At 71.3% G+C, this 25,605-nt stretch carries 16 protein-coding genes; 9 read left to right on the top strand and 7 right to left on the bottom strand.

What is annotated here, in order from left to right:
• Positions 1-54: 54 nt before the first annotated feature.
• Positions 55-1,002 carry an NUDIX domain-containing protein gene (locus EDF19_RS06160; RefSeq protein WP_123680071.1) on the bottom strand — a complete coding sequence of 316 codons (948 nt, stop codon included), beginning with the start codon at positions 1,000-1,002 and terminating at the stop codon, positions 55-57.
• Positions 999-3,164, bottom strand: a complete 2,166-nt coding sequence (locus EDF19_RS06155) for an RNA degradosome polyphosphate kinase (protein ID WP_123680070.1) — start codon at positions 3,162-3,164, stop codon at positions 999-1,001. The genes EDF19_RS06160 and EDF19_RS06155 overlap by 4 nt, the downstream gene beginning before the upstream one ends.
• Positions 3,165-3,370: 206 nt before the next feature.
• Between EDF19_RS06155 and EDF19_RS06150 the strand changes: the two genes are divergently transcribed.
• The 3 genes from EDF19_RS06150 (at position 3,371) to EDF19_RS06140 (ending at position 9,570) form a co-directional block, all read left to right on the top strand.
• Positions 3,371-3,652: a hypothetical protein gene (locus EDF19_RS06150; protein ID WP_027466625.1), complete on the top strand. Its 282-nt coding sequence runs from the start codon at positions 3,371-3,373 to the stop codon at positions 3,650-3,652.
• Between the two features lie 106 nt (positions 3,653-3,758).
• Positions 3,759-9,095, top strand: coding sequence for a DUF6531 domain-containing protein (locus EDF19_RS06145; RefSeq protein WP_123680069.1), 5,337 nt, complete (start codon positions 3,759-3,761; stop codon positions 9,093-9,095).
• 28 nt (positions 9,096-9,123) lie between these two features.
• Positions 9,124-9,570, top strand: a complete 447-nt coding sequence (locus EDF19_RS06140) for a hypothetical protein (RefSeq protein ID WP_123680068.1) — start codon at positions 9,124-9,126, stop codon at positions 9,568-9,570.
• Positions 9,571-9,607: 37 nt separating this feature from the next.
• Here the strand turns inward: EDF19_RS06140 and EDF19_RS06135 are convergent, their stop codons facing one another.
• On the bottom strand, positions 9,608-10,069 hold the full coding sequence (locus EDF19_RS06135) for a hypothetical protein (RefSeq protein WP_123680067.1): 462 nt from the start codon (positions 10,067-10,069) through the stop codon (positions 9,608-9,610).
• 50 nt (positions 10,070-10,119) lie between these two features.
• On the bottom strand, positions 10,120-10,713 hold the full coding sequence (locus EDF19_RS06130; RefSeq protein WP_123680066.1) for a hypothetical protein: 594 nt from the start codon (positions 10,711-10,713) through the stop codon (positions 10,120-10,122).
• A 220-nt stretch (positions 10,714-10,933) separates the two neighbouring features.
• Between EDF19_RS06130 and EDF19_RS06125 the strand changes: the two genes are divergently transcribed.
• The 3 genes from EDF19_RS06125 to EDF19_RS06115 are packed head-to-tail and all read left to right on the top strand — an operon-like array spanning position 10,934 to position 19,444.
• Positions 10,934-13,720 carry a hypothetical protein gene (locus tag EDF19_RS06125; protein WP_148071043.1) on the top strand — a complete coding sequence of 929 codons (2,787 nt, stop codon included), beginning with the start codon at positions 10,934-10,936 and terminating at the stop codon, positions 13,718-13,720.
• Entirely contained in the window at positions 13,717-15,144 is a 1,428-nt protein-coding gene (locus tag EDF19_RS06120) for a hypothetical protein (RefSeq protein WP_123680064.1), read from the top strand. The genes EDF19_RS06125 and EDF19_RS06120 overlap by 4 nt, the downstream gene beginning before the upstream one ends.
• Positions 15,145-15,181: 37 nt before the next feature.
• Positions 15,182-19,444, top strand: coding sequence for an FtsK/SpoIIIE domain-containing protein (locus EDF19_RS06115; RefSeq protein ID WP_123680063.1), 4,263 nt, complete (start codon positions 15,182-15,184; stop codon positions 19,442-19,444).
• Between the two features lie 140 nt (positions 19,445-19,584).
• Here the strand turns inward: EDF19_RS06115 and EDF19_RS06110 are convergent, their stop codons facing one another.
• The 3 genes from EDF19_RS06110 to EDF19_RS06100 are packed head-to-tail and all read right to left on the bottom strand — an operon-like array spanning position 19,585 to position 23,174.
• Positions 19,585-21,621: a serine/threonine-protein kinase gene (locus EDF19_RS06110; protein ID WP_123680062.1), complete on the bottom strand. Its 2,037-nt coding sequence runs from the start codon at positions 21,619-21,621 to the stop codon at positions 19,585-19,587.
• Between the two features lie 45 nt (positions 21,622-21,666).
• The gene (gene mshD, locus EDF19_RS06105; RefSeq protein ID WP_123680061.1) at positions 21,667-22,491 is read right to left on the bottom strand and encodes a mycothiol synthase; all 825 of its coding nucleotides are present in this window, start codon (positions 22,489-22,491) and stop codon (positions 21,667-21,669) included.
• Positions 22,491-23,174, bottom strand: coding sequence for a response regulator transcription factor (locus tag EDF19_RS06100; RefSeq protein WP_123680060.1), 684 nt, complete (start codon positions 23,172-23,174; stop codon positions 22,491-22,493). The genes mshD and EDF19_RS06100 overlap by 1 nt, the downstream gene beginning before the upstream one ends.
• Positions 23,175-23,294: 120 nt before the next feature.
• Here EDF19_RS06100 and EDF19_RS06095 point away from each other — a divergent pair, with 120 nt between their 5' ends.
• The 3 genes from EDF19_RS06095 to EDF19_RS06085 all read left to right on the top strand — a co-directional run bounded on the left by EDF19_RS06095 (position 23,295) and on the right by EDF19_RS06085 (position 25,425).
• Entirely contained in the window at positions 23,295-23,576 is a 282-nt protein-coding gene (locus EDF19_RS06095) for a hypothetical protein (protein ID WP_148071042.1), read from the top strand.
• A 137-nt stretch (positions 23,577-23,713) separates the two neighbouring features.
• Positions 23,714-24,316, top strand: coding sequence for an FABP family protein (locus EDF19_RS06090; RefSeq protein WP_123680058.1), 603 nt, complete (start codon positions 23,714-23,716; stop codon positions 24,314-24,316).
• Entirely contained in the window at positions 24,316-25,425 is a 1,110-nt protein-coding gene (locus EDF19_RS06085) for a folate-binding protein YgfZ (RefSeq protein ID WP_123680057.1), read from the top strand. Before EDF19_RS06090 ends, EDF19_RS06085 begins: the two co-directional genes overlap by 1 nt.
• The last annotated feature ends 180 nt before the right edge of the window (positions 25,426-25,605 follow it).

The raw sequence follows: 25,605 nt of genomic DNA, 5'->3' as shown, positions 1-25,605 counted from the left end.
CCTCCGCGCGCGACCGACGCCCGGCACGTGGCCGGGTCGTCGAGCCCCCTCGGACTACGCCGAGATCGTGTTGCGGTGCGTCTCCACGGCGACCAGGGTCTCGCCGGCGATGTGCATCACGGCGAAGTCGCCGACTGAGAGCATCGCGGCGCGGCGCAGGTCGAACCGGCCGGAGTCGTCGGCCGTCGCGGTGGCGATCCGGGCGATGATGTCCGGCAGCACCGGGCCGTGCGAGCAGAGGACGGCGGTCTTGCCCTTGTCGAGACGACGGCGGACCACACCCTTGACGTCGGCGGCGCCTCGGTCGTGGGCGTCCTGGCTGATGTCCGGGGTGCTCGAGACGCCGAGCTTCGTGGTGGCGGACAGCGGCTCGACCGTCGCGAGGCACCGTGCCGCCGTGCTGCTGACGATCTTCTTCGGGCCGAAGGCCGCGACGGGCGACGCCGCTGCCTTGGCCTGCGAGCGGCCGACCGGCAGGAGCGGACGCGTGGCGTCGGGGCCGTTCCAGTCGGAACCCGGGACGGTCTTCGCGTGCCGGAGTGCGATCAGGGCGAAGGTGCGGTGGTGCCCAGCGGCCGCGCGCTCGGCGAACCGGTCGAGGATCGCCACGTCACGCTCGTACGTCAGGCGGTTCCGGGCGTCGTCGATGGTGACCCACTCGAGCGCGGCGACCTCGTGGTTGGGCGTGAACTCGCCGGCGCGTGCGTACTCCTTCGCGGAGACCCGTGCGGTCCAGTAGTGCACGACCTTGTCGCGGCCGTTCGGCAGGACGTACTCGGCGGTGCCGAGCGGTGCCCCGAGGTGCACCCGGTAGCCCGTCTCCTCGTCGATCTCGCGGACCGCGGTGGTCGGGATCGCCTCGCCCGGGTCGACCTTGCCCTTGGGCAGGGAGACGTCCTTGTGGTGGTCGCGGTGGATGAGCAGCACGAGGGGCGTGCCGTCCTGCTCACGCCAGACGACGGCGCCCGCAGCGAGGACGGGGCCCGAGGAGCCGCCGCTCACCGAGTCGAGCGCTTCCGAGCCGAGATCTTCCGCATCGTCACATTCTGCACGTCTTCGAGCGGACGGCCGTCATCGTCGGTCGAATGACGCGTCCACTCGCCGTCGGACTCCAGGTGCCACGAGCTCGCCGTGTCCGCCATCGCCAGGTCGAACATCTCGAGGACCTCGTTCACGTGGTCCGGAGCGCTCAGTCGCACCAGGGCCTCGACACGACGGTCGAGGTTGCGGTGCATCATGTCGGCGCTGCCGATGAACACCGCCGGGTCGCCGTCGTTGTGGAACGCGAACGCCCGGGAGTGCTCGAGGTAGCGGCCCACGATGCTCCGCACCCGGATGGTGTCGCTGACGCCCTCCATGCCCGGCTTCAGCGAGCAGATGCCGCGCACCCAGATGTCGACCGGCACCCCGGCCTGGCTCGCCAGGTAGAGCGCGTCGATGATCTGCTCGTCGACCATCGAGTTGACCTTGATCCGGATGCCGGAGGGCTTGCCGGCGCGAGCGTTCTCCGCCTCGGTCTGGATCCGCTTGAGCAGCCCCTTCCGCAGGTGCAGCGGGGCCACGAGGAGTCGCTTGAACTTCTTCTCGATCGCGTAGCCGGAGAGCTCGTTGAACAGGCGCGTCAGGTCCTTGCCCACGACGTCGTCCGACGTGAACAGCCCCATGTCCTCGTAGATGCGCGAGGTCTTCGGGTTGTAGTTGCCGGTACCGATGTGGCTGTAGTGCTTGAGCGTGCCGCCCTCTTGCCGGATGACGAGCACGAGCTTCGAGTGCGTCTTCAGCCCGACCAGGCCGTAGACGACGTGCACGCCCGCCTTCTCGAGCTTGCGCGCCCACGTGATGTTGTTCTGCTCGTCGAAGCGCGCCTTGATCTCGACCAGCGCCAGGACCTGCTTGCCGGCGGCGGCGGCGTCGATGAGGGCCTCGACGATGGGGCTGTCACCCGAGGTGCGGTACAGCGTCTGCTTGATCGCGAGTACGTGCGGGTCGGCGGCGGCCTGCTCGAGGAACGCCTGCACGCTCGTCGCGAAGGACTCGTACGGGTGGTGCACGAGGACGTCGTTCGACGCGATCGCGCGGAACAGGTCGGGCTTCGTGTTCGGCTCGCCCGGCTGGAACTGCACCGGGGTCGTCGGCACGTGCTTCGGGTAGTGCAGGTCGGGGCGGTTGATCTTGGAGATCTCGAACAGCCCACCGAGGTCGAGCGGCGACGGCAGCCGGAAGACCTCTTGCTCCGTGATGTCGAGCTCGCGCACCAGCAGGTCGAGGGTCACCGGGTCCATGTCCTCGGTGATCTCGAGCCGGATCGGCGGACCGAAGCGCCGACGGAGGAGCTCCCGCTCGAGGGCCTGGATGAGGTTCTCGGCCTCGTCCTCCTCGATCTCGACGTCCTCGTTCCTGGTCACGCGGAACACGTGGTGCTCGAGCACCTGCATGCCCGGGAAGAGGTCGTCCAGGTGGTTCGCGATGAGGTCCTCGAGCGGGATGAAGCGCATCCGCCCCGAGTTGTCGTCCGGCAGCTTGATGAAGCGGGAGAAGTTCTGCGGCACCTTGAGGCGCGCGAACTCCTGCCGCTGCGACTTGGGGTTGCGGACCCGGACCGCCAGGTTGAGCGACAGGCCGGAGATGTAGGGGAACGGGTGCGCCGGATCCACCGCCAGGGGCATCAGCACCGGGAAGATCTGCTCGTTGAAGTACTCGCGCATCCGCAGTCGGTCGGCCTCGTCCAGGTCGGACCAGTGCTCGATGTGGATGCCGGCGGCGTCGAGGTCCGGCTTGAGCGAGCCGATGAACGCCTGCGCGTGCCGGTCCTGCAGCTCGTGCGCCTTCTTCGCGATGTCCCGGAGGACGTCGCTCGGTGCACGGCCGACGTTGGTCGGCACGGCGATCCCGGTGTCGATGCGGCGCTTCAGGCCGGCGACCCGGACCATGAAGAACTCGTCGAGGTTGGACGCGAAGATGGCCAGGAAGTTCGCCCGCTCGAGCAGGGGCTGCGTCCGGTCCTCGCCCAGCTCCAGCACGCGCTGGTTGAAGCGGAGCCAGCTCAGCTCGCGGTCGAAGTAACGGTCGGTGGGCAACGACTCGTGCTCGATCTCCACGACCTCGTCGAAGTCGTCGAGGTCGGGTGCGACGGATTCGCCGTCGAGCTGCGGTTCGGTGTCCATGCGCACATCCTGCCACCCGTCTCCCGGCGTCGGAACGGCCCCGGTGGCCCCTGTGGAAACCGCGGGTGAACGGACGACGTGTGGAGGAACCGTCACGATATACGAACGGTGACATCTGCGCCCGATGTGGGTATGGTGGGGCGGGTCAGAGCCTCCGGGGGGATTCCACTGCGCGGGGGTGCAGCTACGAATGAAAGAGGTTCATCATGTCGCGTGTCCTTTCGACCGAGCAGGCCAAGACCGCCATCCGTCAGGTCCAGTCGATCATCAACGGTGGCTTCACCGACCAGATCTCGCAGCTCGACGCCCAAGGCCGGATCCTGTCCGACTCCAACGTCTGGGACGGCCCGCTCGCGGCGACGTTCCGTGGGTCCACCTGGCCGGAGACCAAGGCTGCGCTGGACAAGGCGAAGACCGAGCTCGAGCAGCTCCGCACCCAGCTCGACAAGATCTCGCAGGACATCTTCACCGCGGGTGGCGGCGCGTAAGCACCAGCCCGTCCGGCCCGGACCGTCGCACTCGTGGCGGTCCGGGCGTTCGCGGTCGGTGGGGCCGCGTCACCAGCACGACCAGTACGACTTCGGGGGATGAACCATGGGTGATCTGCACGGCAATGAGCCGGTCGAGTTCGACAACGGCACGGCCGACGCACTCGAGACCGCGCTGAACGGTGCGGCCGAGTCGATCGATGGACAGGCCGGATCACGGCAGTCGTACGTGAACACCGCGTCGACGGAGTTCCGCGGGCACTTCTCCGAACTCTTCACGCAGAACGCGTCGACGGCTGCGTCCGACGGTTCGACGATCGCCACCAACCTCCGCACCGTGGCGGGGTGGGTGGGCAAGATGCAGGCCGCCGCCGAGCGTGAGAACGCGCGCCGGAAGGAAGCCCGTGACTGGGAAGCCGAGTACGGCGACCGGAACTTCTTCGAGTGGGTGCACGACAAGGTCGCCGGAGCACCCGTGCCGCCCACGGTCCACCACGAGGACCCGCCGACGTTCGACCAGGCGACCGGACCGAGCACCCCGCGTCAGACGCCGAATCCCGGTTCGGGTGGCGGCGGTGGCGGCGGGACGTCGTCCGCGAAGCCTGCCGACCTCCGCTCGTTCGCGACCGGGTCGTCGTCGCTGAACCGAGCGCTCGACGGCAAGCCCGGCGGTCTGCGCGGCAAGCTCGCCGACTTCGCGAGCAAGTGCTCCTGGGGGCACATCGACGCGACGAGCCTGGTGAGCGCCTTCGAGAAGTGGCTCGACGCGAACGACCAGGACGTCACCTGGGCGAACACCGTCGCCGACGCCTTCGCGGCTGCCGGCGGTGAAGGCGCCGTCTCCACCGTCTCGGACGCCGCGCTCGCCGCGGCCCTGGCCGCCGCCGGGGTCTCGCAGACCCGTACCGACCTGCAGTTCGACCCACCATCGGCCTACGGGGCCCAGCCGACGACCGGCTACTCGATGGACCCGGTGAACACCACGACGGGCAACTTCCTCGAGCCGGAGCTCGACCTGGCGTTCACCGGTGCATCTGCGGCGCTGCAGGTCACCCGCATGTACAACTCCCTCGACCAGCACGTCGGACTCTTCGGTCCGGGGTGGGCGTCGATCCTCGAGACCCGGTTGCTCCTCGACGACGAGGGCGCATCCTTCGTCGGGGCCGACGGGCGCCAGGTCCGCTTCCCCCGCGACGGCGAGGGCTGGGCCCGTGGTGTCGGCGAGAACCGCTGGCTCGCGGCCGAGGGCGACCTGCTCGTCGTCCGCGACAACCAGGGCGAGCGCATCGACTTCTCGCCCTCCGGGCAGTGGCTCGGGCAGCGCGGCGGTCCCGGCACCGCGGTCCGCGTCGAACGGGACGCCGACGACGTCGTCGTCCGGTTGGTGCACGAGCGTGGGCGCGAGATCGACATCGACCACGTCGACGGCCGGGTGGCGGTGCTCCGCGCCTCCGACGGCCGCCGGGTCGAGTACGGCTACGACGATCGCGGCCGACTCGTCTCGGTGACGGACGCCGTCGGCACCCGGACCTACGGCTGGGACGACGACCTGATCACCACGGTCACGAGCGCGGCCGGTGTCGTCGAGGTCGACAACACCTACGACGACCAGCGCCGCGTGGTCGAGCAGGTCAGCCCGCACGGCCGCACCGTGCGCTTCGCGTACCTGCCCGGCCGTGTCACGGTGGTGTCCGACCACGACGGCTCCCGGTCGAACTCCTACATCGCCGATGCCAAGGGGCGCCTGGTCGGGGTCATCGACTCCGACGACCGGCGCCAGTCGATGAGCTACGACCGGTACGGCAACCTCGTGTCGGCGACCGAGCGCGACGGGTCGGTGACCGTCCACGCGTACGACGACCGCGGCCGGAAGACCCGGACCGTCACGCCGTCCGGCGGCGACCTGACCTACGGGTACGACGAGCAGGACCGCGTGACGACGGTCGTCACCGAGGCAGGCGCCGTGGTCACGTACGAGTACGTCGGCGACGACCGCGACCCGTCAGTGATCATCGACCCCGTCGGCGGCCGCACTGAGCTGACCTGGCAGGACGGCACCCTGACCCACGTCGTCGATCCGACCGGCGTGGTCCTGACCCTCGAGCACGACGCGTTCGGTGAGCTCGTCGCGACGACGAACGCCGTGGGTGACACCGCGCGGATCGAGCGCGACGCCGCCGGTCACCCGGTCGCCGCGATCAGCCCCTCCGGCGCACGGAGCGAGTACGGCTACGACGCCGCCGGGCTCCTGGTCGAGCGACGTGACGCCGACGGTGCCACCTGGCGGTTCGAGTACGCCGCCGGAGCGCGGATCGCTGCGATCACGGACCCGCTCGGAGCACGGACGACGCTCGAGTACGCCCCGAACGGCGAGCTCGCGACCACGATCGATCCACTGGGTCGCCGCGTCTCGCGGACGTTCGACGACCAGGGGAACCTGGCGGAGCTCGCATTGCCGGGCGGCGCGGTCTGGACGTTCGCGCACGACGCCTTGTCGCGCCTCCAGGCCGTCACCGACCCCGCGGGCGCGACGTGGCGTCACGAGTACGACGTCGTCGGCGAGCTGGTGGCGACCGTCGACCCGACGGGCGTCCGCCGAGAGTTCGCCGCCGACGTCGCGACCGGCGTCGCGACGCTGCGCGACGCCTTCGACGCCGCGACCATCCGTTTCGACGAGTACGGCCGACCCATCGAGTCGACATCCGACGAGACGGGCTCCGAACTCATCACCTACGACGCCGCCGGCCGGCCCGTCGAGCTCGTCGACGGCGAGGGCGGGCTGACCCGCCTCGAACGTGACCTCGCAGGCCGCGTCGTCGCGCTCGTCGCACCCTCCGGTGCGCGGTCGACCTACGAGTACGACGCCTGCGGGCGTCCCGCCGCTGCGATCGACGCCTCCGGTGCGCGGACGACCCTCTCCTACGACGCGGACTCCCGCGTGGTCGCCCGGACCCTGCCCACCGGCGAGGTCGAGGCGGTCACGTACGACGCCGTCGGACGCGTGGTCACGCAGACGACTCCGGGTTCCGGCACCGCGCGGTTCCGCTACGACCAGGCCGGGAGGCTCGTCTCCAGTCACGACGCACGCTTCGGCCGCCGTCGGTTCCGCTACGACCCCGCGGGGCAGCTCATCCAGGTCGTCAACGGTCTCGACGGGGGCACCGCGTTCGCGTACGACGACCGCGGACGCCTCGTGACGATCACGGACCCCACCGGCGGTGTCACGCGACGCGAGTACGACGACGCGGATCGACTGGTCGCCGTCACGGACCCGCTCGGCCGCACCACGACGGCCGCCTACGACGCTGCTGGTCGTCAGATCCGTCAGACGGACGCCGAGGGGCGGACGACCGAGTGGACGTACGACGCTGCCGGCCGGCAGCGGGCCGTGCTCGTCGACGACGCAGTGCAGTCGGAGATCGCCCGCGACGCCGTCCACCGCACGGTCGTCGTCACGGACCACACCCGTGGGGCCGGCCGCACGATCGAGCACGAGCTCCAGCACGACCGACGTGGCCTGCTCGTCCGCCGTGCCCGGGGCGACCAGTCCGTCGCGTGGGAGTACGACGCCGACGGCAACCGCACTGCCCGGGTCGACCCGACCGGCACCCGCACCACCTACCGTCGCGACGTCGTCGGCCGGGTCGTCGGGGTGGACCGTGACGGCACCGCTGCCGGGACGTTCTCCTACGACGCCTCGGGTCGTGTCGTCCAGGCGGCCACGGGCGACCTGGTGCAGTCGTGGTCGTACGAGGGTGGCGCCCTGGTCGCGCACACCTCGACGACGCTCGACGGCGCCTCCAGCACGCGGATCGAGCGCGATGCTGACGCGCGGATCACCGCGGTCGACGGACCGTCCGGAGCGGTGTCGTACGAGTACGACGCTGCCGGGCAGCTCGTCCGTGCGGGGGAGTCGACGTGGACCTACGACGACGGTGGGCGACTCGTGGCCGAGACCGTCGGCGGTGTCGAGACGCGCCACGAGTACGACGCTGCCGGACAGCTGGTCGCGACGATCACCGATGACGACCGGATCGAGTACGTCCACGACGGTCTCGGCCGACGGATCCGCCGGACCGTGGCGGACGGGTCGACCACCGAGTACGCCTGGTCGGACCTCGGCTTCCTCGCCGCCGTCGTCGACCGCGACGCAGCGTACGCCGTGACCGGCCGACTCGACGTCTGGGTCGACGCCCTCGGTGAGCTCGCCGAGGCGGGTGGGGCCGCCGCGTGGTGGGACTCCGCCGCGGTCGTGCCGTCCCTCATCAGCATCGCGGACACCGCACTGCTCGAGCTGCCCGGCGGTGTCACCGCGATCGGCGACGCCGTCACGCAGCCGGGGTGGCGGACCGCTCGCGCGACCGATGCTGCGGACCCGTGGGCTGCGCTCGCTGCCGTCACGGACCTCGCACTGCCCTCCGGGGTTGCCCTCACCGGCTCTGGCGGGGTGTCCGTCGCCGGCCTGGAGTGGCTCGGAGCGCGTGTCTACGACCCCGCCGCGCGGGGCTTCCTGTCCGTCGACCCCCTTGCGCCGGTCCTGGGCGCGGCGTGGGCGGGGAACCCGTACTCCTACGCCGGCAACGACCCGTTGCAGGCCGTCGACCCGCTCGGGCTGCGACCGGCGACGGACAAGGACCTGCAGGCGTACCGGGATGCGCACCAGGGGGCGATCGCCGCCGTCGGGAACTGGTGGGACGACAATTGGGAGTACGTCGTCGCAGGGGTCGCGATCGCCGGCGGCATCGCGCTCATGTGCACGGGAGTCGGCGGGCCGGCGGGCATCGCACTGTTGGCGGGATCGGGTGCGCTGCTCAGCGGTGGGATCTCCGTCGCCACCCAGAAGGCGACCACCGGATCGGTCGACTGGCAGAAGGCGGGGATCGACTCGGCGATCGGTGCCATCGGAGGTGCTGCTGGCGGAGGGGCTGCCCTCGGGCTCTCCAAGCTCGCACCGATCGTCGGGCGAGCATCGACCCCGATCGTCCAACAGGTCGTCGCACCTGTCCTGAGTTCGACCGGCCGTTCGTCCATCTCAGCCGGTGTCTCCGGTGCCGCGTCCAACATGGCTGACTACGGGTTCAACGGCAAGAACCAGACGGTCGGCGGGTACGCGCAGACGGCACTCGCCGGATTCGGGACGGGCACGGTCGCCAGCCTCGGGTCGAGCAAGGTCGGGTCCTACTTCACCGATCGTCTGCACATCACGCCGCACTTCCCCGAACCGACCGGCAGACACGTCCGTATCCCGGAACACGCGATGGCGCCCAACGTGGTCCGGTGGAACAACGCGGTGGAAGGAACTGTCGACCACGTCTTCGGGGGCGCGAGCAGCGTCGTGAACGGCTTCGTCACCGGGAAGCGGCCAGACGACATCCTCCAGGACGCCGTGAACGGTACAGTTTCCGGGGCCGGTGGTCCCACGATGGGTGTGCATCGCGGATGACGCCGTCAGTCGAACGAAGGGGCGGTTGATGTCGGAGACGTCCGAGCAGCCGGCACGACGCAACAAGCGCTCTGTCCGGAGGGACCGGATCACGGTTGTGGTCGGTCTGATCGTGGTCGTGTTGGTCCCGGTGCTGCTGATGTTCGGCGGTCCCGTCGCCCTGAAGCTGTACGACGCGGGTCATCGGACGATCGTCACGTGCTCGGTGTCGTCCGCCGAGAGCGCCGTCGGATCCTCTCGCTCGCTCCGGGGTGTCGGCACATCGACCAACCAGATCTACATCGACACGAAGGACTGCGGGGAGCTCGTCCTGCGGTGGGGTGTCACGGCGGCGAACCGCGAATCGATCACTCGCGAACTGTCCAGCGGTGGCAGCTTCCGTTTCGACATCGGCGAGGGCTCGTACCGCTTGCGGGGGCTGCTCGGCGTGGTCCGTCAAGCTGTCTTCGTGAAGGACTTCGACAAGGTCTCGTGAGACGCCGCGCCGCAAGCGCGTGGATGAGCCGGGTGTTTCAGCAGCCGGTGTTGAGGCCTGTGCCGGCCGGGCTCGAGCGCTTGCTCTCGGGCATCGAGCCCTCGGCTGCGCTGTACGTGACGTTGTACGTGGACATCGCGACGGGGTCCGCGTCCTCGGTTGGTCGGTACTCGACGCAGACCGTCCCTGCGATGTAGCCCGGGCGCTTCGTGATCTCCCACTTCCCGAGGTGGTGGTGCTCGTCGAGCGGGTGCGCCTCGAGGTACGTGTTGCTGTCCGCGTCCAGATCGCCGGCCGCGATGGACTCGAGCATGGAACCGGCTGCCGTCTCGGCGTCCGCGGTGAGTCCCGGCAGGGTCGCCTTTCGCTGCGCCTCGGACATGTCGGGTCCGGTCGTCTTCGCAGGCGCAGCATCGTCGCCGCCGGCGCTGCACCCGGCGAGCACCATCAGGATCGCTGTCCCGACGGCGATCGCGCTCGCCGAGCGGATGGTGCTCATCGTGTTGCTCCTGCTCCTGTTCCTGCTCCTGCTCCTGCTCCTGCTCGTGCTCATCGAACGAAGACCCGTGCGAACTCGCTCCACGGACCGGGTGCCCGCTCCTCGAGCCATGCGCACAGCTCGGGGTAGGCTGCGTCGATCGCGAGGACGGTGATCACGCCGCGCTGTCCCTTGGACTTGATGTCCAGCCCGCCGAACCGGTTCGTGGTCGGCCTGATGCTGGTGATCGCTCCCGGACCGACTGCTCTCGGCGCGCGGAACATCGGCGTCACGAGCAGTTGTGCGTCGTAGGCCTCGACGCGGCGGCGCTTCTGCCCGACGCCGATGTACACGAACAAGATCCCGAACAGGCAGATGCCGACGCCGGCCAGCAGCATGCCGAGCGCGTCCGGGTCGTCGAGCACCCCCAGGGTGACGAGGAAGAAGAACCCGCCGACGACGATGAAGACGATCCCCAGGACACGGAACATCAAGTAATTCCAGCGGCGTGAGCGGACGGTGAAGAGCACGCCGTACGCCTCGTCGCCGACGACGGTGGACGGCGGCCGCTTCCGGTCGCTCCGACGGACGAGCGCGCTGACTGCGGCCGGGATCGTGATCATCGCGAGCAGCGCGATGATCACCGACGAGAGCGTGATGGTCACTGGTCTGCCCCCGAGAGTGCATCCGGACGTCGTCGTTCGATGGGCGTCCCGCCCTGGTCCCCCTGGATCATGCGGGCAGCGTACCAGCGCCCGCGAGATCGTCCGGAAGCGACCGGCGGATTCGCTATGTCGGATTTCAGTTCAGGAGTGTGGCCCGAACGGGGGCCGCGCGAGCAGGCGATCGACGCGGACCGCGCGACGTCCAGCAACTAGCATCGACGTGCTCGACGATTCTCTTGGGGGGAAGACCGTGATCAACCAGCGTGCCGGGAACACCGGGGGACGACGGACCAGTCGACGTGTCGTGGGGGCGGTCGCCGTCACGGGCATCGCCGCGCTGGTGCTCGCCGGGTGCACATCCGACGACAAGCCGGTGACCGACCCGTCGCGGATCCTGCAGACGGTCGACACCCGTCTGGCTGCGGATGGATCGATCACCTCGATCTCCGACACCGCGATCTCGGTCGCCGGCAAGGAATCGTCGACGGCCACGACCGACCACGACCCGGCGACGGCTGCCGGAGACCTGCCGCTCCGGATCACGACGCAGTACTCGACCGCGAAGAAGACCGGCACGGACCTCGACGACCTCGACGGGTACTCGGGCCGGATCGCGATCGACCTGACGATCGAGAACCTGACCGTGACGTCGAAGAACCTGACGTACGACGTCGCGGGGACCTCCCGCTCGACCCCGGCCCTCGTGGGTGCTCCCTTCAGCATCGCCGCGTCGACCGTGCTGACCGGGACGGCCGCCGACCGCATCGTCACGGACGGGGCCGACTCGGGCCCGTCGACGGACGGCGTCGTCAGCACGAACGACGACGGCGACGCCGTCGTCCAGTGGGGTCGGCTCCTGGCCCCGCCGACCTCCGGTGCGAGCAGCACGCTGCACCTCGTCGCCGACGTCGAGGACTTCGCCGCACCCACCTTCGACGTCGCGGCGCAGCCCGGACTGTCGACGGACCTGTCGTCGACCGGCGTGGTGAGCGCCGCGTTCGGCTCTGACAGCGACTCCGAGCTCGCCCTCCAGCGCCGGACGATCGACCTCATCTCGCAGGTCAACGAGGTGCTCGCCCGAGCCGGTGGGACGATCACCGAGGTCCGGTCCAACCTCGAGACCACGTCGAAGACCCTCGGCGTCAGTACCGCGGAGCGCCTCAAGGAGAGCAGCTCGTCGCTCGCGAGCACGATGCAGTCGTTGTCTGGTGAGCTCGGCTCGCTGAACAGCGACCTCGGCGCGACCGTCGAGTCCACGCAGTCCACGGTGCTGCAGCAGCTCCAGCAGACCACCACGAGCCTCGACGGCCTGCTCGGCGACACATCCGCGACGGCGCCGGCGACGGTGCTCGACGGCAACGGGTGCGCTGCGACGCCGAAGACCTCGGCCGCGGGCGGCAGCGTCTACGGCAACCTGCTCCGTGTCTCGTCACAGCTCGACGGGTACGCCGACGCCAGCGAGGCCTGCAAGCAGCAGGTGAGCGCGCAGCTCGCGTCCGCCGTCGGCCCCGATGAGCCGGACGCCACGACCTGCGCGGCAGCCGATGCCCGTGACTCGCTGACCTGCACGCTCTTCGCCTCCTCGACGGCCATCAACGGTTCGTTGATCGGACTCGTCAGCACCGGGCAGGCGCTCGCCGCTCGGCTCCAGCCGGAGACGGTCGACGACGCCATCGCGAGCGCAACCGACCTCGACGCGCAGCTCACCAAGATCTCCGACGCGCTGGACGAGTACGAGGACGGCGGCGACGGTGGGACCGGCGATGCCCTGCGCGGCCTGTCGGCGAGCGCGGACCAGATCGGGACGCGGCTCGATGCCCTGGCGACCGCCGTGCGGACGACGCACGACCGCGCGCAGGCGGCCCGCGACCTGGTCGACGGCGCCGGCTTCCCGCTGTCGATGCAGCGCCAGAACTCGACTGTCGCCGACCAGCTCTGCACCCTCGCGACGCTCGGACAGCTCGACCAGGCCGACGCTGATCGCCTCCGGGGCTACCTGACGGCGGAACCCTGCGCCGGCGCCCCGGAGGGCACCGTCCTCCGGCCCGGTCTCGGCTTCGACACCCCGATGGACCAGCGACTGGACGACCAGACGATGCGGTGGCAGGAGATCGTCGACTCGACCAGCGAGGACGCGACGGCAGACGGTTCCGTCGGCAGCGCCATCGCGGGCATGCGGACCGACCTCGCGGCGCTCCAGACCAGCATCCGTGCGGTGCGGGACGCCGTCCGGGGCGGCAGCGACGAGGTCGGATCGACGATCGATCGGCTCCGTGCGGCGTTGGGGGACGCCGATCGGTCGCAGCAGGTCATCGCCACCCAGCTCGGGACGGTCCGCCAGACGCAGATCGACCTGGCGGCCGAGGTCGAGAAGACGTTCGAGGACGCCTCGGACCAGTCGTCGGAGACCTTCAAGAAGGCGATCGACGCGCAGGTCCGCAAGGTGTCGACGACCGCGGCCGAGAGCAACGAGGCCGTCCGGGAGGCCTTCGACAAGTCGATCACCGGGCTGCGATCGACCTCGGACGAGGTCACGAAGGGCTCGAAGGGCACGCTCGACGAGCAGAAGGAGACGCTCGAGCAGGAGAGCTCGGGCCTGGCGTCGGCGGTCGATCGGCAGACGGCGTCCAGCCTCGAGCGCATCGCTGCCAGCACCAGCGCGTCGACGCGTGACGTGCAGGGTGCATCGACGCTGCTGACCGCGGACCTGAACCGCGTGATGCTCGACCTGGGCGACCGCAAGGTCAACGGTTCCGGCATCCTCGGGGCGATGGCCACGAGCGCGGCGAAGTCCGACTCCGCCGACTACCAGCTCGCGCTCGCGTCCCAGAACGCAGCGGGCTACGCGAACGTCCGCGCCGAGGACGTCGCCGGCATCTTGCTCCAGCAGGAGCAGTTCCGTGCATCGCTCGACGCCGCGACGACGCTGCCGGCCTTCCAGTTGCGGGTGCCCTCGAGCGCGACGTCGACCACGCTGTACACCTTCCGGATCGGGGCGGACCGATGAGCGACCACACGATCGACGACACCGAAGGCGAGCGTCCGAGCAACCGCCGTCCGCTGCTCGTCGTCGGCATCGCAGTGCTGCTCGTCGCCGCCGTGGTGGCGGCCGTCCTGACGTTCCGGACGATCGGCAGCGGCTCGCCGGTCGAGGCCGTCCCTGCCACGGTGCCCGTGGAGATCGTCGCCGCGCACGTCCCGGAGGACACGAAGATCGGTGTGGTCGTCACGCTGGGTGACGGCGAAGGGTCCGAGTGGAACGCGGCAGCGCAGGGAGCGCTCGTGGCGGAGCGACGCCTGGCGCTCGGCGGGACGGACATCACCCTCGTCACGAAGAACGACGGCGGGACGGTGTCCGGCGCGAAGGCTGCGGTCGAGTCGCTCGCGAAGAGCGGCGTCTCGGGCATCGTGGTCGCGTCGGCCGGCACGCACGTCGCCGGCGCGCTGACGGCTGCCGCCGCCCTGGACATCCCGGTCGTGCTGCCCTACGCGGCCGCCGAGAAGGACTCGTGGTCGACCGCACCGACTGCTGACTCGATCAGCGACGCGATGACGACGGCCCTCGGTGACGCCCGGTCACCGCTCCTGGTCGACCTCGGAGGCGGTGCACCAGCTGGCCTGCGGATCTCACACGTCCTGGACGGTGAGGACACCGCGGACACCGCCGCCCTCGCCCAGACCGTGGCCGAGCGGACCGGAGCGACGAGCACGGACGCCGACGCCGACACGGGCGCCGACACCGACGCGGCCGACGCGGAGACCGCCGCCCCGGACTCCGACGCCGTCGTCGTCAGCGGTCCCGCAGACCGCCAAGGGGGGTTGGTCGCAGCGCTCCAGGCCGCCGACGTCACCGTGCCCGTCGTCCTCACCGCGGACGCGACGAGCCCGGCCTTCGGCACCGCGCTGGCGGAGGCGGGCGGCAGCCTGAGCGGCTCATTCCGCACCGTCGGTGTCGCCACCGACGACGCCCGGGCCCTCGCGTCCGACGCCGAGGGCCGCGCGATGTCGGCGTTCCTCGGAGGGGTCCGCGTCCTGGCGGGCGACCAGGACGCCGAGAACCTGACCGGTGACCAGTCCTTCGCAGCGGTCGCCGACGCAGCGGACTCCCGGAGCCACGACGCGGTCGTCGCCTTGGTCCGCGCGGTCGGGAAGGCACGGAGCACCGAGCCCGCCGACGTCACCGATGCGCTCGCCGCGCTCGAACTCGGCCCAGGGTCGGGCATCGCCGGCCCGGCGCTCGACTTCACGCGGCAGCAGGCGCTCGGTGCGCCGGCAACGGTCCTCGCAGCGTCGGCACAGCAGCTCGGCCTCCGCCCCGCCAGCACCGCCACCACGTCCGGCACGGCGACGAGCGGTGGCACCGACACGGGCGACGCTGCGACGGCCCCGAGTGCGTCGCTGGTGTGGTTCGAGGACTCCACCGCACGCTGACCCGTCCACCCACCCACCTCGGAGAAGGAACGCGAGCATGCGCCTGCTGATCGAGCTCGACGACCGCCGTGACGCGGTCGAGGTCGACGGGTGGTCGGGTGCGTCCTCGCTCGGCGAACTCGTCGCCGCAGCGATCGGCACCCAGCTCGACGCCGACACCGCGCTGGCGGTCGACGGCCACCGCACCAGTGCCGGGACGCCGCTCCGCGACCTCGTCCTGCTCGAGGGGTCACGCATCGGCCGCTCGGTCGAGGAGCGCCCGGGGACGGTCGACGGCTGGAGCGTGACGCTGGCGGGCGGCCTCGACGCCGGACTCGTCGTGCCGGTCCCGCGCAGTCGGGAGTTGGTCGTGGGACGCGCGCCGCAGGCCGACGTCGTGCTGCCCACCGAGAGCGCCTCGTGGGAGCACTGCACCATCGAGCGCGAGGACGACGGCGTCCGTGTCCGTGACGCGGGTTCGACGAACGGCACCGTGATCGCGGGGCAGCGTGTCGACGCCGAGGGGGTCCTGCTGACCGGCACGACGAGCGTCATCGTGGGCGGCGCCGTGCTGCTCGTGCGGCCGGTGCTCGACGAGGTCCCCGTGCCCGCGGCCGGTTCGATGGCGAACCTGACCCCGGCGGCGACGGCACCGTTCAACCGCCCGCCGCGCGCCGGCCGGACCTCGGACGCCGAGACGGTCGTGCCACCCGGCCGGAAGGACGTCCCGCCCGCGTCGAAGTTCAGTTGGATCACCGTCGCCGCCCCGTTGGTGCTCGCGGGAGCGATGGTGCTCCTGCTCGGCGATGCCCGCTTCGCGCTCTTCGCCCTGCTCTCCCCGGTCACCGCGATCGGCATGTGGTTCGAACAGAAGCACCGCCGCGCGAAGAACCTGAAAGAGGAGGACACCCGGTTCACCGAGGCCGTCGAGTCCTTCCGTGGCGAGATCGCCGAGGCCGCCGCCGTCGAGGCTGCACGTCGGCAGGAGCTCGTGCCCGACCCGGCAACCGTGGTCCGGCGAGCAGAACTGCCGACCACCCTGCTGTGGCAGCGACGATCCGACGACGTGGACTTCCTGAGCCTGCATGCCGGCACCGGGGACGCTCCGTGGCGACCCGAGGTCGACCAGCGCGCGGCGTCCGCGAAGCTCGAGGACGAGGCCAAGGCAGCCATCGCCGACAGCCGTCTGACGGCCGCACCGGTGGTCGCCGACCTTTCGGACGCCGGTGTCGTCGGGATCGTCGGTGACCGCGAGGGCGCCCTCGCCCTCGCGCGCAGCCTGCTCACGCAGGCGACCGTGCACTGCGGACCCGCGGACCTGACGGTGGGCGTCTTCTGCGACGCGGGCCGAGCGGACGACTGGGGGTGGGCCTCCTGGCTGCCGCACGCGCGCGTGGCGGGGAGCAGTACCGGTGCCCGCTGGATGTCGTCGCAGCGCGACCAGAGCGCGGCGGTGCTGCGCGGCCTGCGGGAGTCGCTCGACGAGCTGCCGACCCCGAACCTGCTGGTGGTGATCGACTCCGAGGTGCTCACGGAGGGCCGAGACGCCCCCGCGCGCAACCTCCTCGGCCAGGGCCGTACCGTGCCGGGAGCCTCCCTCCGGCCCGGCGAACGCCCCCGGCGCGTCAGCGGGATCGTCATCGCGACGAACGAGCAGCAGCTCCCCGCCGCGTGCACGTCGATCATCACGGTCGCCGCGGACGCCGCCGCCACCGTGTACCGCCCCGAGGACCGCACCCGTGTCGAGGACGTCGTCCTCGCGGGCCTGAGCGTCGAGACCGCCGAGCGCAGCGCCCGGAGCGTCGCACACTTCGACGACCCGGAACTCACCGTGCCCGGCGCATCACTGCCGTCGCTCGTCCGACTGCCGGAACTGCTCGCGGGCGACGACACGGTCGCGCGAACCCCGACGGGCGCGAGCCCCGCCGATGCGATCCGCACAGCCTGGGACGCCCGCACCGGCTTCTCGACGCCGATCGGCTCGTCGGAGAGCGGCGTGCTCGAGATCGACCTGGTGCGCGACGGGCCGCACGGCCTGGTCGGCGGCACGACGGGTTCGGGCAAGAGCGAGTTCCTGCGCTCGCTCGTCGCCGGGCTCGCGGCGCGGAACGACCCGACCCGTCTGAACTTCCTGCTGGTCGACTTCAAGGGTGGTGCAGCCTTCGCCGCCTGCGAGCGGTTGCCGCACACCATCGGCACGATCAGCAACCTCGACGAACAGCTCGCCGACCGCGCGATCCGTGCGCTCGAGGCCGAGCTCGAGCGACGCCAGCGCGTGTTCGCCGCAGCGGGTGCGGACATCGACAACCTCGATGCCTACCTGGCGACGGGGCCGGCCGAGCCGATGCCGCGCCTGCTCCTGGTGGTGGACGAGTTCGCGATGCTGGCGAAGGACTTCCCGGACGTCCTGACCTCGCTGGTCAGCATCGCCGCGGTGGGTCGTACCCTCGGCGTCCACATGATCCTGGCGACTCAGCGACCGGCTGGCGTCGTGAGTGAGGACATCCTGGCGAACACGAACATGCGGGTCGCGCTCCGGGTCCAGAGCCGCGAGGACTCCACCAACGTGATCGGTGTCCCCGCGGCGGCGGGCATCGGTCGCCAACAGACGGGCCGCGCGTACGTGAAGCTCGGGCAGGACGACATCACCCCGGTCCAGACGGCGCTCGTCACCGGCCGTGCCCGCGACGAACGCGCCGAGCAGCCGGTGTCGGTCCGACCGACGGACGTCTTCGGTGTGCCCGCGCCGATGCCCGCCCCGGCACCGACGGCGTCCGACGTCACCGACCTCGATCAGCTCATCGAGGCGATCACGGAGGCGAACGACGCCGCCGGGTACGCCCCGCCGCGCCCGATCTGGCCCGAAGCGCTCGGCGATCGCGTCGAGCTCGGGGCGCTGGCGAGCACGGACGCAGCGAGCATCGTCCCCGTCGCCCTGGCCGACGACCCGGACCACCAGCGCCAGCTCACCACCGGGTGGGACCTCGACGAGGGCAACCTCATGCTCATGGGGATCCCGGGCAGCGGGACGAGCACGGCGCTCGCCACGATCGCCCTGCAGCTGGCCGCGGAGACCACCCCCGAGGGCCTCGACCTGTTGGTGCTCGACATGGGCCCCGGTGACCTGGCTCCGCTCGCGCAGCTCCCGCACACCACGGCGTACGTCGGTTCCGGACCGGGTGCGGGGGAGTTGCAGGCACGCTTCCTCCGTCACCTGCGGGTCGAGCTCGAACGTCGTCGTGCGGCTCCGGGTGGGCGTCGCGCCGTGGTGCTGATCGACGGCCTGGCGGCCCTGCGTGACGAGTACCAGGACTTCGAGGGGCAGCAGCTCCTCGACGCGCTGTACCGCGTCTACGCCGAGGGCCCCGCGCTCGGGATCTCCTTCGCGGTGTCGACGACCCGCGCCAAGGCCGTGCCGTCGGCCATGGACGAGGTCACCACCCAGAAGTGGATGTTCCGCCTGGCGGACCCGTACGACTACGCCTCGATCGGGGTCCGCCCGAAGGACGTCCCACCGCCGGTCCCCGGTCGCTTCATCGACTCGGTCCTGCGGCTGCAGTCGCACGTCGCGACACCGGACGCCCCGCTCGCGCAGGCCGTCGAGCGCGTCGCCGACCGTTGGTCCGGCGCAGCGACCAAGGCGAGCGCGGTCGGCCGGCTGCCCGACGCGGTGCTGGTCGACGAGATCGGCTCCGGTGCGGACTTCACGAGCGAACCGTGGCGGCTGCCGATCGGCATCGCCGAGGACGACCTCGGACCGGCGGCGCTCGAGGTCTACGACGGCGAACACGTGCTCGTCGCAGGTCCGGCCCGGTCCGGCAAGTCGTCGGTCCTGCTGGCCGTCGCCGCGCTCGCCCGAGCGGGCGAGGGCGTCCGCCCCGCGGTGTGGGCGATCTGCGACCGCCGGTCACCCCTGGCGTCAGGGTCGTTCGACCGCATCGCCGTCGGCGCGGACGAGGTCCCCGCACTGCTCGCCGCGGTGCGTCTCGAGCGCGGCCCGGTGCTGCTGCTCATCGACGACGCGGAGCGCTTCGAGGACGGCGACCAGGCGATCGCGACCCTGCTCTCGACGGAACGCCCCGGCCTGTGCGTCGTCGCCGCCGGACGTTCGGCGGACCTCCGGTCGCTCTACAGCCACTGGACACGCGCCGTCCGGAAGTCCCGCTGCGGGATCCTGCTGCAGCCGGACGTCGACTACGACGGCGAGCTCCTCGGGGTGACGCTGCCGCGGCGCGCGCCCGTCGCGTTGACGGTCGGTCGCGGCTACGCGTCGTCCGGTGGCTCGGTCCGTCTCGTCCAGACCGCGTCGGCCGGCAGCTGACCGGGGCCAGCGCACCAGCGCAGCACCGCAGCACCGCAGCAGTGCTGGAGCGCAGCAGTGCAGCCGTGCGACGGACTGGAGGCCCGTGGCGGCGCCGCCACGGGCCTCCAGTCCGCCACCTGGTCGCGTGCCGTGCGCGCTCAGTCGCGCGTCGTGATCCCGAAGGGGGAGCTCTCGAGGTTCGTGAAGTTCCCGACCGTCGCCCGGACGGTGCACGAGGGGGCAACGGACAGTGCGGTGACCACCAGGCCGTCGGACGACACGGCCAGTGCGCCCGAGCAGCCGTCGGCGAAGCGCACCCCGGACTCTCCGCCGGCCACGTCGACGAGCATCTGCGACGGGCGCCCCGTTGCCGGACTGCGGTAGAGCGGGTTGAGCTCGTCCGAGCCGCTCGGCCAGACCGGCACGAGGGTGACGGGCAACGCCGTCTGGCTCACCGTGCGGTCGGGCGTGCGGACCTCGATGCCCTGCAGCCGCTGCACCGGGTACGCCGTCCCGCGCACGGACTGGTCGGTCACGGCGGTGGTGGTGGCCACGCCGACGCCGTCGAGCCAGGTCTGCAGTGCGGCTCCGTCGGTCACCGACGACAGCGGGACCGAAGCCTGCACGGTGACGTCGCCGCCCGCGGGGACCTCGATGCCGGACAGGGTCCAGGCACAGTCGGCGTCGACCCCGGTCAGTGACGGCTGGTTGCGCTTCGCGGTGATGCCTTCGCCGGACCAGGTGACCGCGGGACAGGACGCTCCGGTGCGGGCACCCGGCACGACCTCGAGGAAGGGGCCGGTCAGCGCCGAGGCCTGCGCAGCGTAGGTGATGCGCAGGTCGACGGTGTCCTTCGCCGGGTCGATGGTGGCCCGGCGGGTGGTCGCGAGTCCGGTGGGCAGCGGCCGGTCCTGCTGGTAGGCGTTGGCTGCCTGGGCGGTCGCGGTCCCGGTGCCCGGGGTCTTCCGGAGTGCGCCGGGCAGCCACACGACACCGCCGACCACGAGCGCGGCGACGAGCACGATTCCCAGACCGCCGAACAGCAGGGCACGGTTCGTGAGCCACTCCGGGCGGGCGAACCGGCGTGCGGGCACGGACTCCGGTGCGGGAGCCGCGGGCATCGGCTGCCGGGCCATCGGTCGGATGACGGTCCGTGAACCAGCCGGGCCGAGCTCCGGGGCCGGCCCGAAGGCAGCTGCTGCAGCGTCGTCCGCGGCGCCCGTGTCGTCGGTGCCGACCGTGCCGACCACGCCGCCGGGAGCGCGGATCCCACGGACCACGGTGGCGGGACGCTCGACCTCGTCGAACGCGTCGGGGTCCTCGGCGGCCGGCAGCGCCGGGGCCGATGCGAGGGGCCGGGCGAGCCGACGCAGGGTGGCCGCTGCGTCCGTGGCCGACGGGCGGGCGTTCGGGTCCTTCGCGAGCAACGCGGACAACGATGCCCACAGGGCGTCGGGGACGTCGAGCGGCGGCGGGTTCGAGGTGACGTGCCGGTACGCGACGGCGAAGTCCGTGCCGGGGCCAGCGAAGGGCGTGCGGCCGGACAACAGCTCGTAGAGCATCACGCCGGCGCCGTAGACGTCGGCGGCCGGACCCGAGCGGCCGTGGCTGATCGACTCGGGTGCCATGTACTGCGGCGTGCCGAGCAGCCCCGTGGTGGTGCGCTCCCGCTCGGCGACCACGGAGGCGATGCCGAAGTCGGTGACCCGGACGTCGCCCGTCGTCCCCGGTGTCCACGGCGTCTGGAGCAGCACGTTGTCGGGCTTCACGTCACGGTGGGTGACGTCCTGCTCGTGCGCTGCGGCGAGGGCGTCGAGCGTCTCCGCCGTGATGGTCAGCGCATCCCGCGGGGGGAGCGGACCGTTCGACACCAGCAGGTCCCGCGCGGAGCCGCCGGGCACCAGGTCCATGACGATCGCGAGCCGATCGCCCTCGACCACCAGGTCACGCACCCGGACGATCGACGGGTGCTGCAGGGCCAGGAGCACCGACCGCTCACGGACGAACCGCTCGACGATCTGCGGGTCGGCGGCGAGCTCGGCGCGCAGGAGCTTCGCGGCGAAGTGCTCACCGGTCGCGCCGTGCTCGGTCCGCCAGACCTCGCCCGTGGCACCGGTGCCCAGGAGCTCGACCAGACGGTACGACGCGCCGAGCGGCTCCCCCTGGCCGTACTGCCCTTGACGGTCCTGCGCCACGTGCTCCCCGATCCCCAGTGCCGGCCCCTCGCCGACCTCGCGATGTTACCGGCCGGTCGGTGCCGCTGCGTGCTCCGGGGCCGCGTACTGCACGTCGATCGCGTGCTGCGTGAACCCGGACCGCCGGTACAGCGCGAGCGCGGGCTCGTTGTCGCCCTCGACGTACAGCGCGGCGGCGGTCAGCCCCCGGCCGGACAGGCGAGCCGTCCCCGCGCGCATGAGCACCCCGCCGAGTCGCCGTCCCTGCAGGTCCGGCCGCACCGCGACGGCGTAGAACTCGCCGATGCCGTCCTCGACCTTGAGCCAGCACGACCCCGCGAGCGCACCCGACGCATCACGGAGCAGCAGCAGGTCGTCGCCGGAGAACCAGGCGTCGTCCTCGCGAGCACGGAGGTCGTCGAGGGTCATCCGCCCCTGCTCGGGGTGGTGCGCGAACGCCGCGGCGTTGAGCGCGAGCCAGTCGGTCTCGTCGTCGGTGCCCGGACGGAACGCGGACAGGGTGTAGCCGTCGGGCAGGTCGACGTCCGGTGCGGCATCGGAGATCGGTGCGCGGAGCTGCAGCAGGGTGCGGACCGCGCGCCAGCCGAAGTGCTCCGCCAGGGCCCGCGCGCCGGGGTGGTCCCCGTGTGCCCAGGCGAGCACCGGAGCGGCCCCGCCGCCCAGCGCGAGCGCCTGCGTGACGAGGGTGGTCCCGACGCCGCGGCCACGGGCCTCCAGGCTGACCACGAGTTCGAGCTCACCGTCGCGCACCACGGCGACCCCGTCGTCGACGTCGAGGACGGTCGCGCGCCCCGCGCGGACGTCGACCAGCGTCTGGTCGGAGAACGGTGGGGGATCTCCGGGCGTGACGAACCGGTCGAGGTCCGGCACTACTGACCCATCAGGCGCTCGGCCTCGTCGTCGTAGACGTTGAAGCGGTACCCGACGTTCCGGACGGTGCCGATCAGGGACTCGAGGTCGCCGAGCTTCGCGCGGAGACGACGGACGTGGACGTCGACCGTGCGGGTGCCACCGAAGTAGTCGTAGCCCCAGACCTCGCTGAGGAGCTGCTCGCGGGTGAACACACGAGAGGGGTGGGTGGCGAAGAAGCGGAGGAGCTCGAACTCCTTGAACGTCAGGTCGAGCGGCCGGCCACGGACCTTCGCCGAGTAGCTGGCCTCGTCGATGACGACACCCGACGCCTGGATCTTCGAGCTCGACTGGCCCTTCGCCGCGCGGCCGGCCGACAGTCGGATGCGGGCGTCGATCTCGGCGGGACCGGCGCTCTCGAGCACCACGTCGTCGATGTTCCACTCGCTGTTGACCGCCGTGAGGCCACCCTCGGTGACCACGAGCACGATCGGCGTCGTCGACCCCGACGAGGCGAGGATCTTGCACAACGCCTTCGCGCTGACCAGGTCCGTGCGGGCGTCCACGAACATCAGGTCGCTCTGCGGAGCGTTGACCAGCTGTGCTGCCTCGGCCGGCACGTGACGGATCCGGTGGCTCAGGAGACCGAGGCTGGGCAGGACGTCCCCGGGCGCGGTCGAGGTGAGTACCAGGAGCTGTGCCACAGGACCTCCGGAGGTGGATGACGTCGTGGAGACATCCTAGTGATGCTGGACAAGCGCTCATCCGGCCGGACGGTTTGCGCGGGAACCCGCAAGCGTCGCCTCCCTGACATGATGGAACGCGTGACCGAGCCCGTGCAGCCCACCGACCAGCGTCGCCTCCGGCTGACGTCCGTCCTGCCGGTCTGGGTGCTGGCGATCGTCGGGGCCGTGCTCGTCCTCGTGCTCGCCGACCGCGACGCCTACGCCTGGCTGCTGCTCGTCTTCGTCGCCTGCGTGATGGTCAGCTTCGTGCTGCAGCTCATCACCGCGACGAAGGACGGCCTGGTCGAACGGATCAGCATCGCGTCGTCCGGTGCGTTCGTCGTCGTGCTCGTCACCGCCGTGGTGCTCCTGGCGCGTTGAGCCGAGCCGCGTAGACTCCACACCATGGATTCGCTGCTTGCGCTCGAGCTGTTCTACGTGGGCCTGCTGGGCCTGGCGTCGCTCGCGATCGCCTTCGTCTCGGTGACCGTCGTCGTCAAGCTGTTCAAGGGTCAGCGTTGATCGAGCTCCCCGAGGGCCTCGCGCCCGAACTCGTCCCGCTGTCGTGGCTCGTCGGCGTCTGGGAGGGCACCGGCGTCGTGGAGTACCCCGTCGGTGACGACGAGGACGTCCGCAAGTACGAGTTCGGCCAGCGCGTGAGCTTCAGCCACGACGGCCTGCCGTACCTCAACTACTCCTCCACCACGTGGCTCCTCGACGACGACCACACCCCGCTCGCCGCCGAGATGGGCTACTGGCGGATCGATCGTCCGACCGAACCGGGTGACCGCGGTCCCGCGATGCTGATGGGCGACGGGCCGACCCCGTTCAGTTCCGTCGAGAGCGTCGAAGCCCTGCGGAACGCGTCCGACGGGTTCGACGTCGAAGCGGCGATCATCCACCCGACCGGGGTCAACGAGCTCTACGTCGGCCGGGTCCTCAAGGGCCGGATCGACCTCGCGACGGACGCCGTGCTGCGCTCGCCGAACGCGAAGGACTACTCCGCCGCGACCCGTCTGTACGGGCTGGTCGAAGGCAAGCTCTTCTGGGCGTGGGACATCGCCGCGCTCGGCCGCGAACTCACCTCGCACGCCTCGGGGCAACTCGCGAAGGTCGACTGATGACGTCGGCGTTCGCGGCGCACGACGGGTTCGTCGCGGCGACCCCGTCGGACGACGGTGCCACCGGCGGCGTCGCCGCGCACTTCGGCAACCCGTTGGGTGAGCAGCGCCTGCTCGCCCGCGGTCGCGCCGTCGTCGAACTCGGCCTCGGCGTCGTCACGGTCACCGGCCCCGACCGCCTCTCGTGGCTCAACTCGATCACCTCGCAGCAGCTCACCGGGTTGCCGGCCGGCGTCAGCACCGAGACGCTCGTGCTCGACCAGGCCGGTCGCGTCGAGCACGCGGCACGGGTCGTCGACGACGGTTCGGTCGTCTGGCTCCTCACCGAGCGCGGCGACGCGGCACCGCTCGCCGGCTGGCTCGACTCGATGCGCTTCATGCTCCGGGTCGAGGTCGCGGACCGCTCAGACGACTTCGCGACCATCGGTTGGTTCGGCGACGCCGCCCCGTTCGCGTCCGTGGAACTGCCGGAAGCGCCGGTCGCCGAGTGGGTCGACCCGTGGGGTGCCGTCACGCCCGGTGGGTGGGGCTACGCCAGCCTGGAGGCCCATCCCGGCTCCGACTGGACCCTGCGGATCGCCGTGGTCACGCCCGGCACCGCACAGGCCATCGCCTCATCGGGTGAACCCGTCGCGGGGCTGCTCGCGTACGAGGCACTGCGGATCGCCGCCTGGCGCCCGACCCTGTCCGACGTCGACGAACGGACCATCCCGCACGAGCTCGACTGGCTCCGTTCCGCCGTGCACTTGTCGAAGGGCTGCTACCGCGGGCAGGAGACCGTCGCGAAGGTCCACAACCTCGGGCACCCGCCGCGTCGGGCCGTGCTGCTGCACCTCGACGGGTCCGACGGCGTGCTGCCGGCACCGGGGACGCCCGTGCTGCTCGACGACAAGCAGGTCGGTCGGCTGTCGGCCTCGGCGATCCACCACGAGCTCGGGCCGATCGGGCTCGCCGTGGTCAAGCGCTCCCTCGACCCCGCCGCGACCCTGACGCTGGTCGCCGACGACGTGGTGGTGACCGCCGCGCAAGAGGTCATCGTCCCGCCGGAGGCCGGCGCCACGGCGAACGTCCCGCGCCTGCCCCGCCTCGGGGCCGTCAAGCGCTCCTAGCGTCCGTTCGCAGAACCGCTGCGGTCACCGGTCGCCGGTTGCCTGATGCCTGTCGCCGGTTGCCTGATGCGTGCGCAGGTTCCGACAGTCCACGAGTCGATCGACTGGTGTTCCGTCGGGTGATGCGCACGCATCGTGTGCGTGTGCATCTTCCGACAGTGCACGCGGTGATCGACTCGT

It is taken from the genome of Curtobacterium sp. PhB115 (assembly GCF_003752025.1).
GTDB lineage: Bacteria > Actinomycetota > Actinomycetes > Actinomycetales > Microbacteriaceae > Curtobacterium.
Note: the sequence above shows the minus strand (reverse complement) of the source record. Positions and strands in the feature narration are given on the sequence as shown.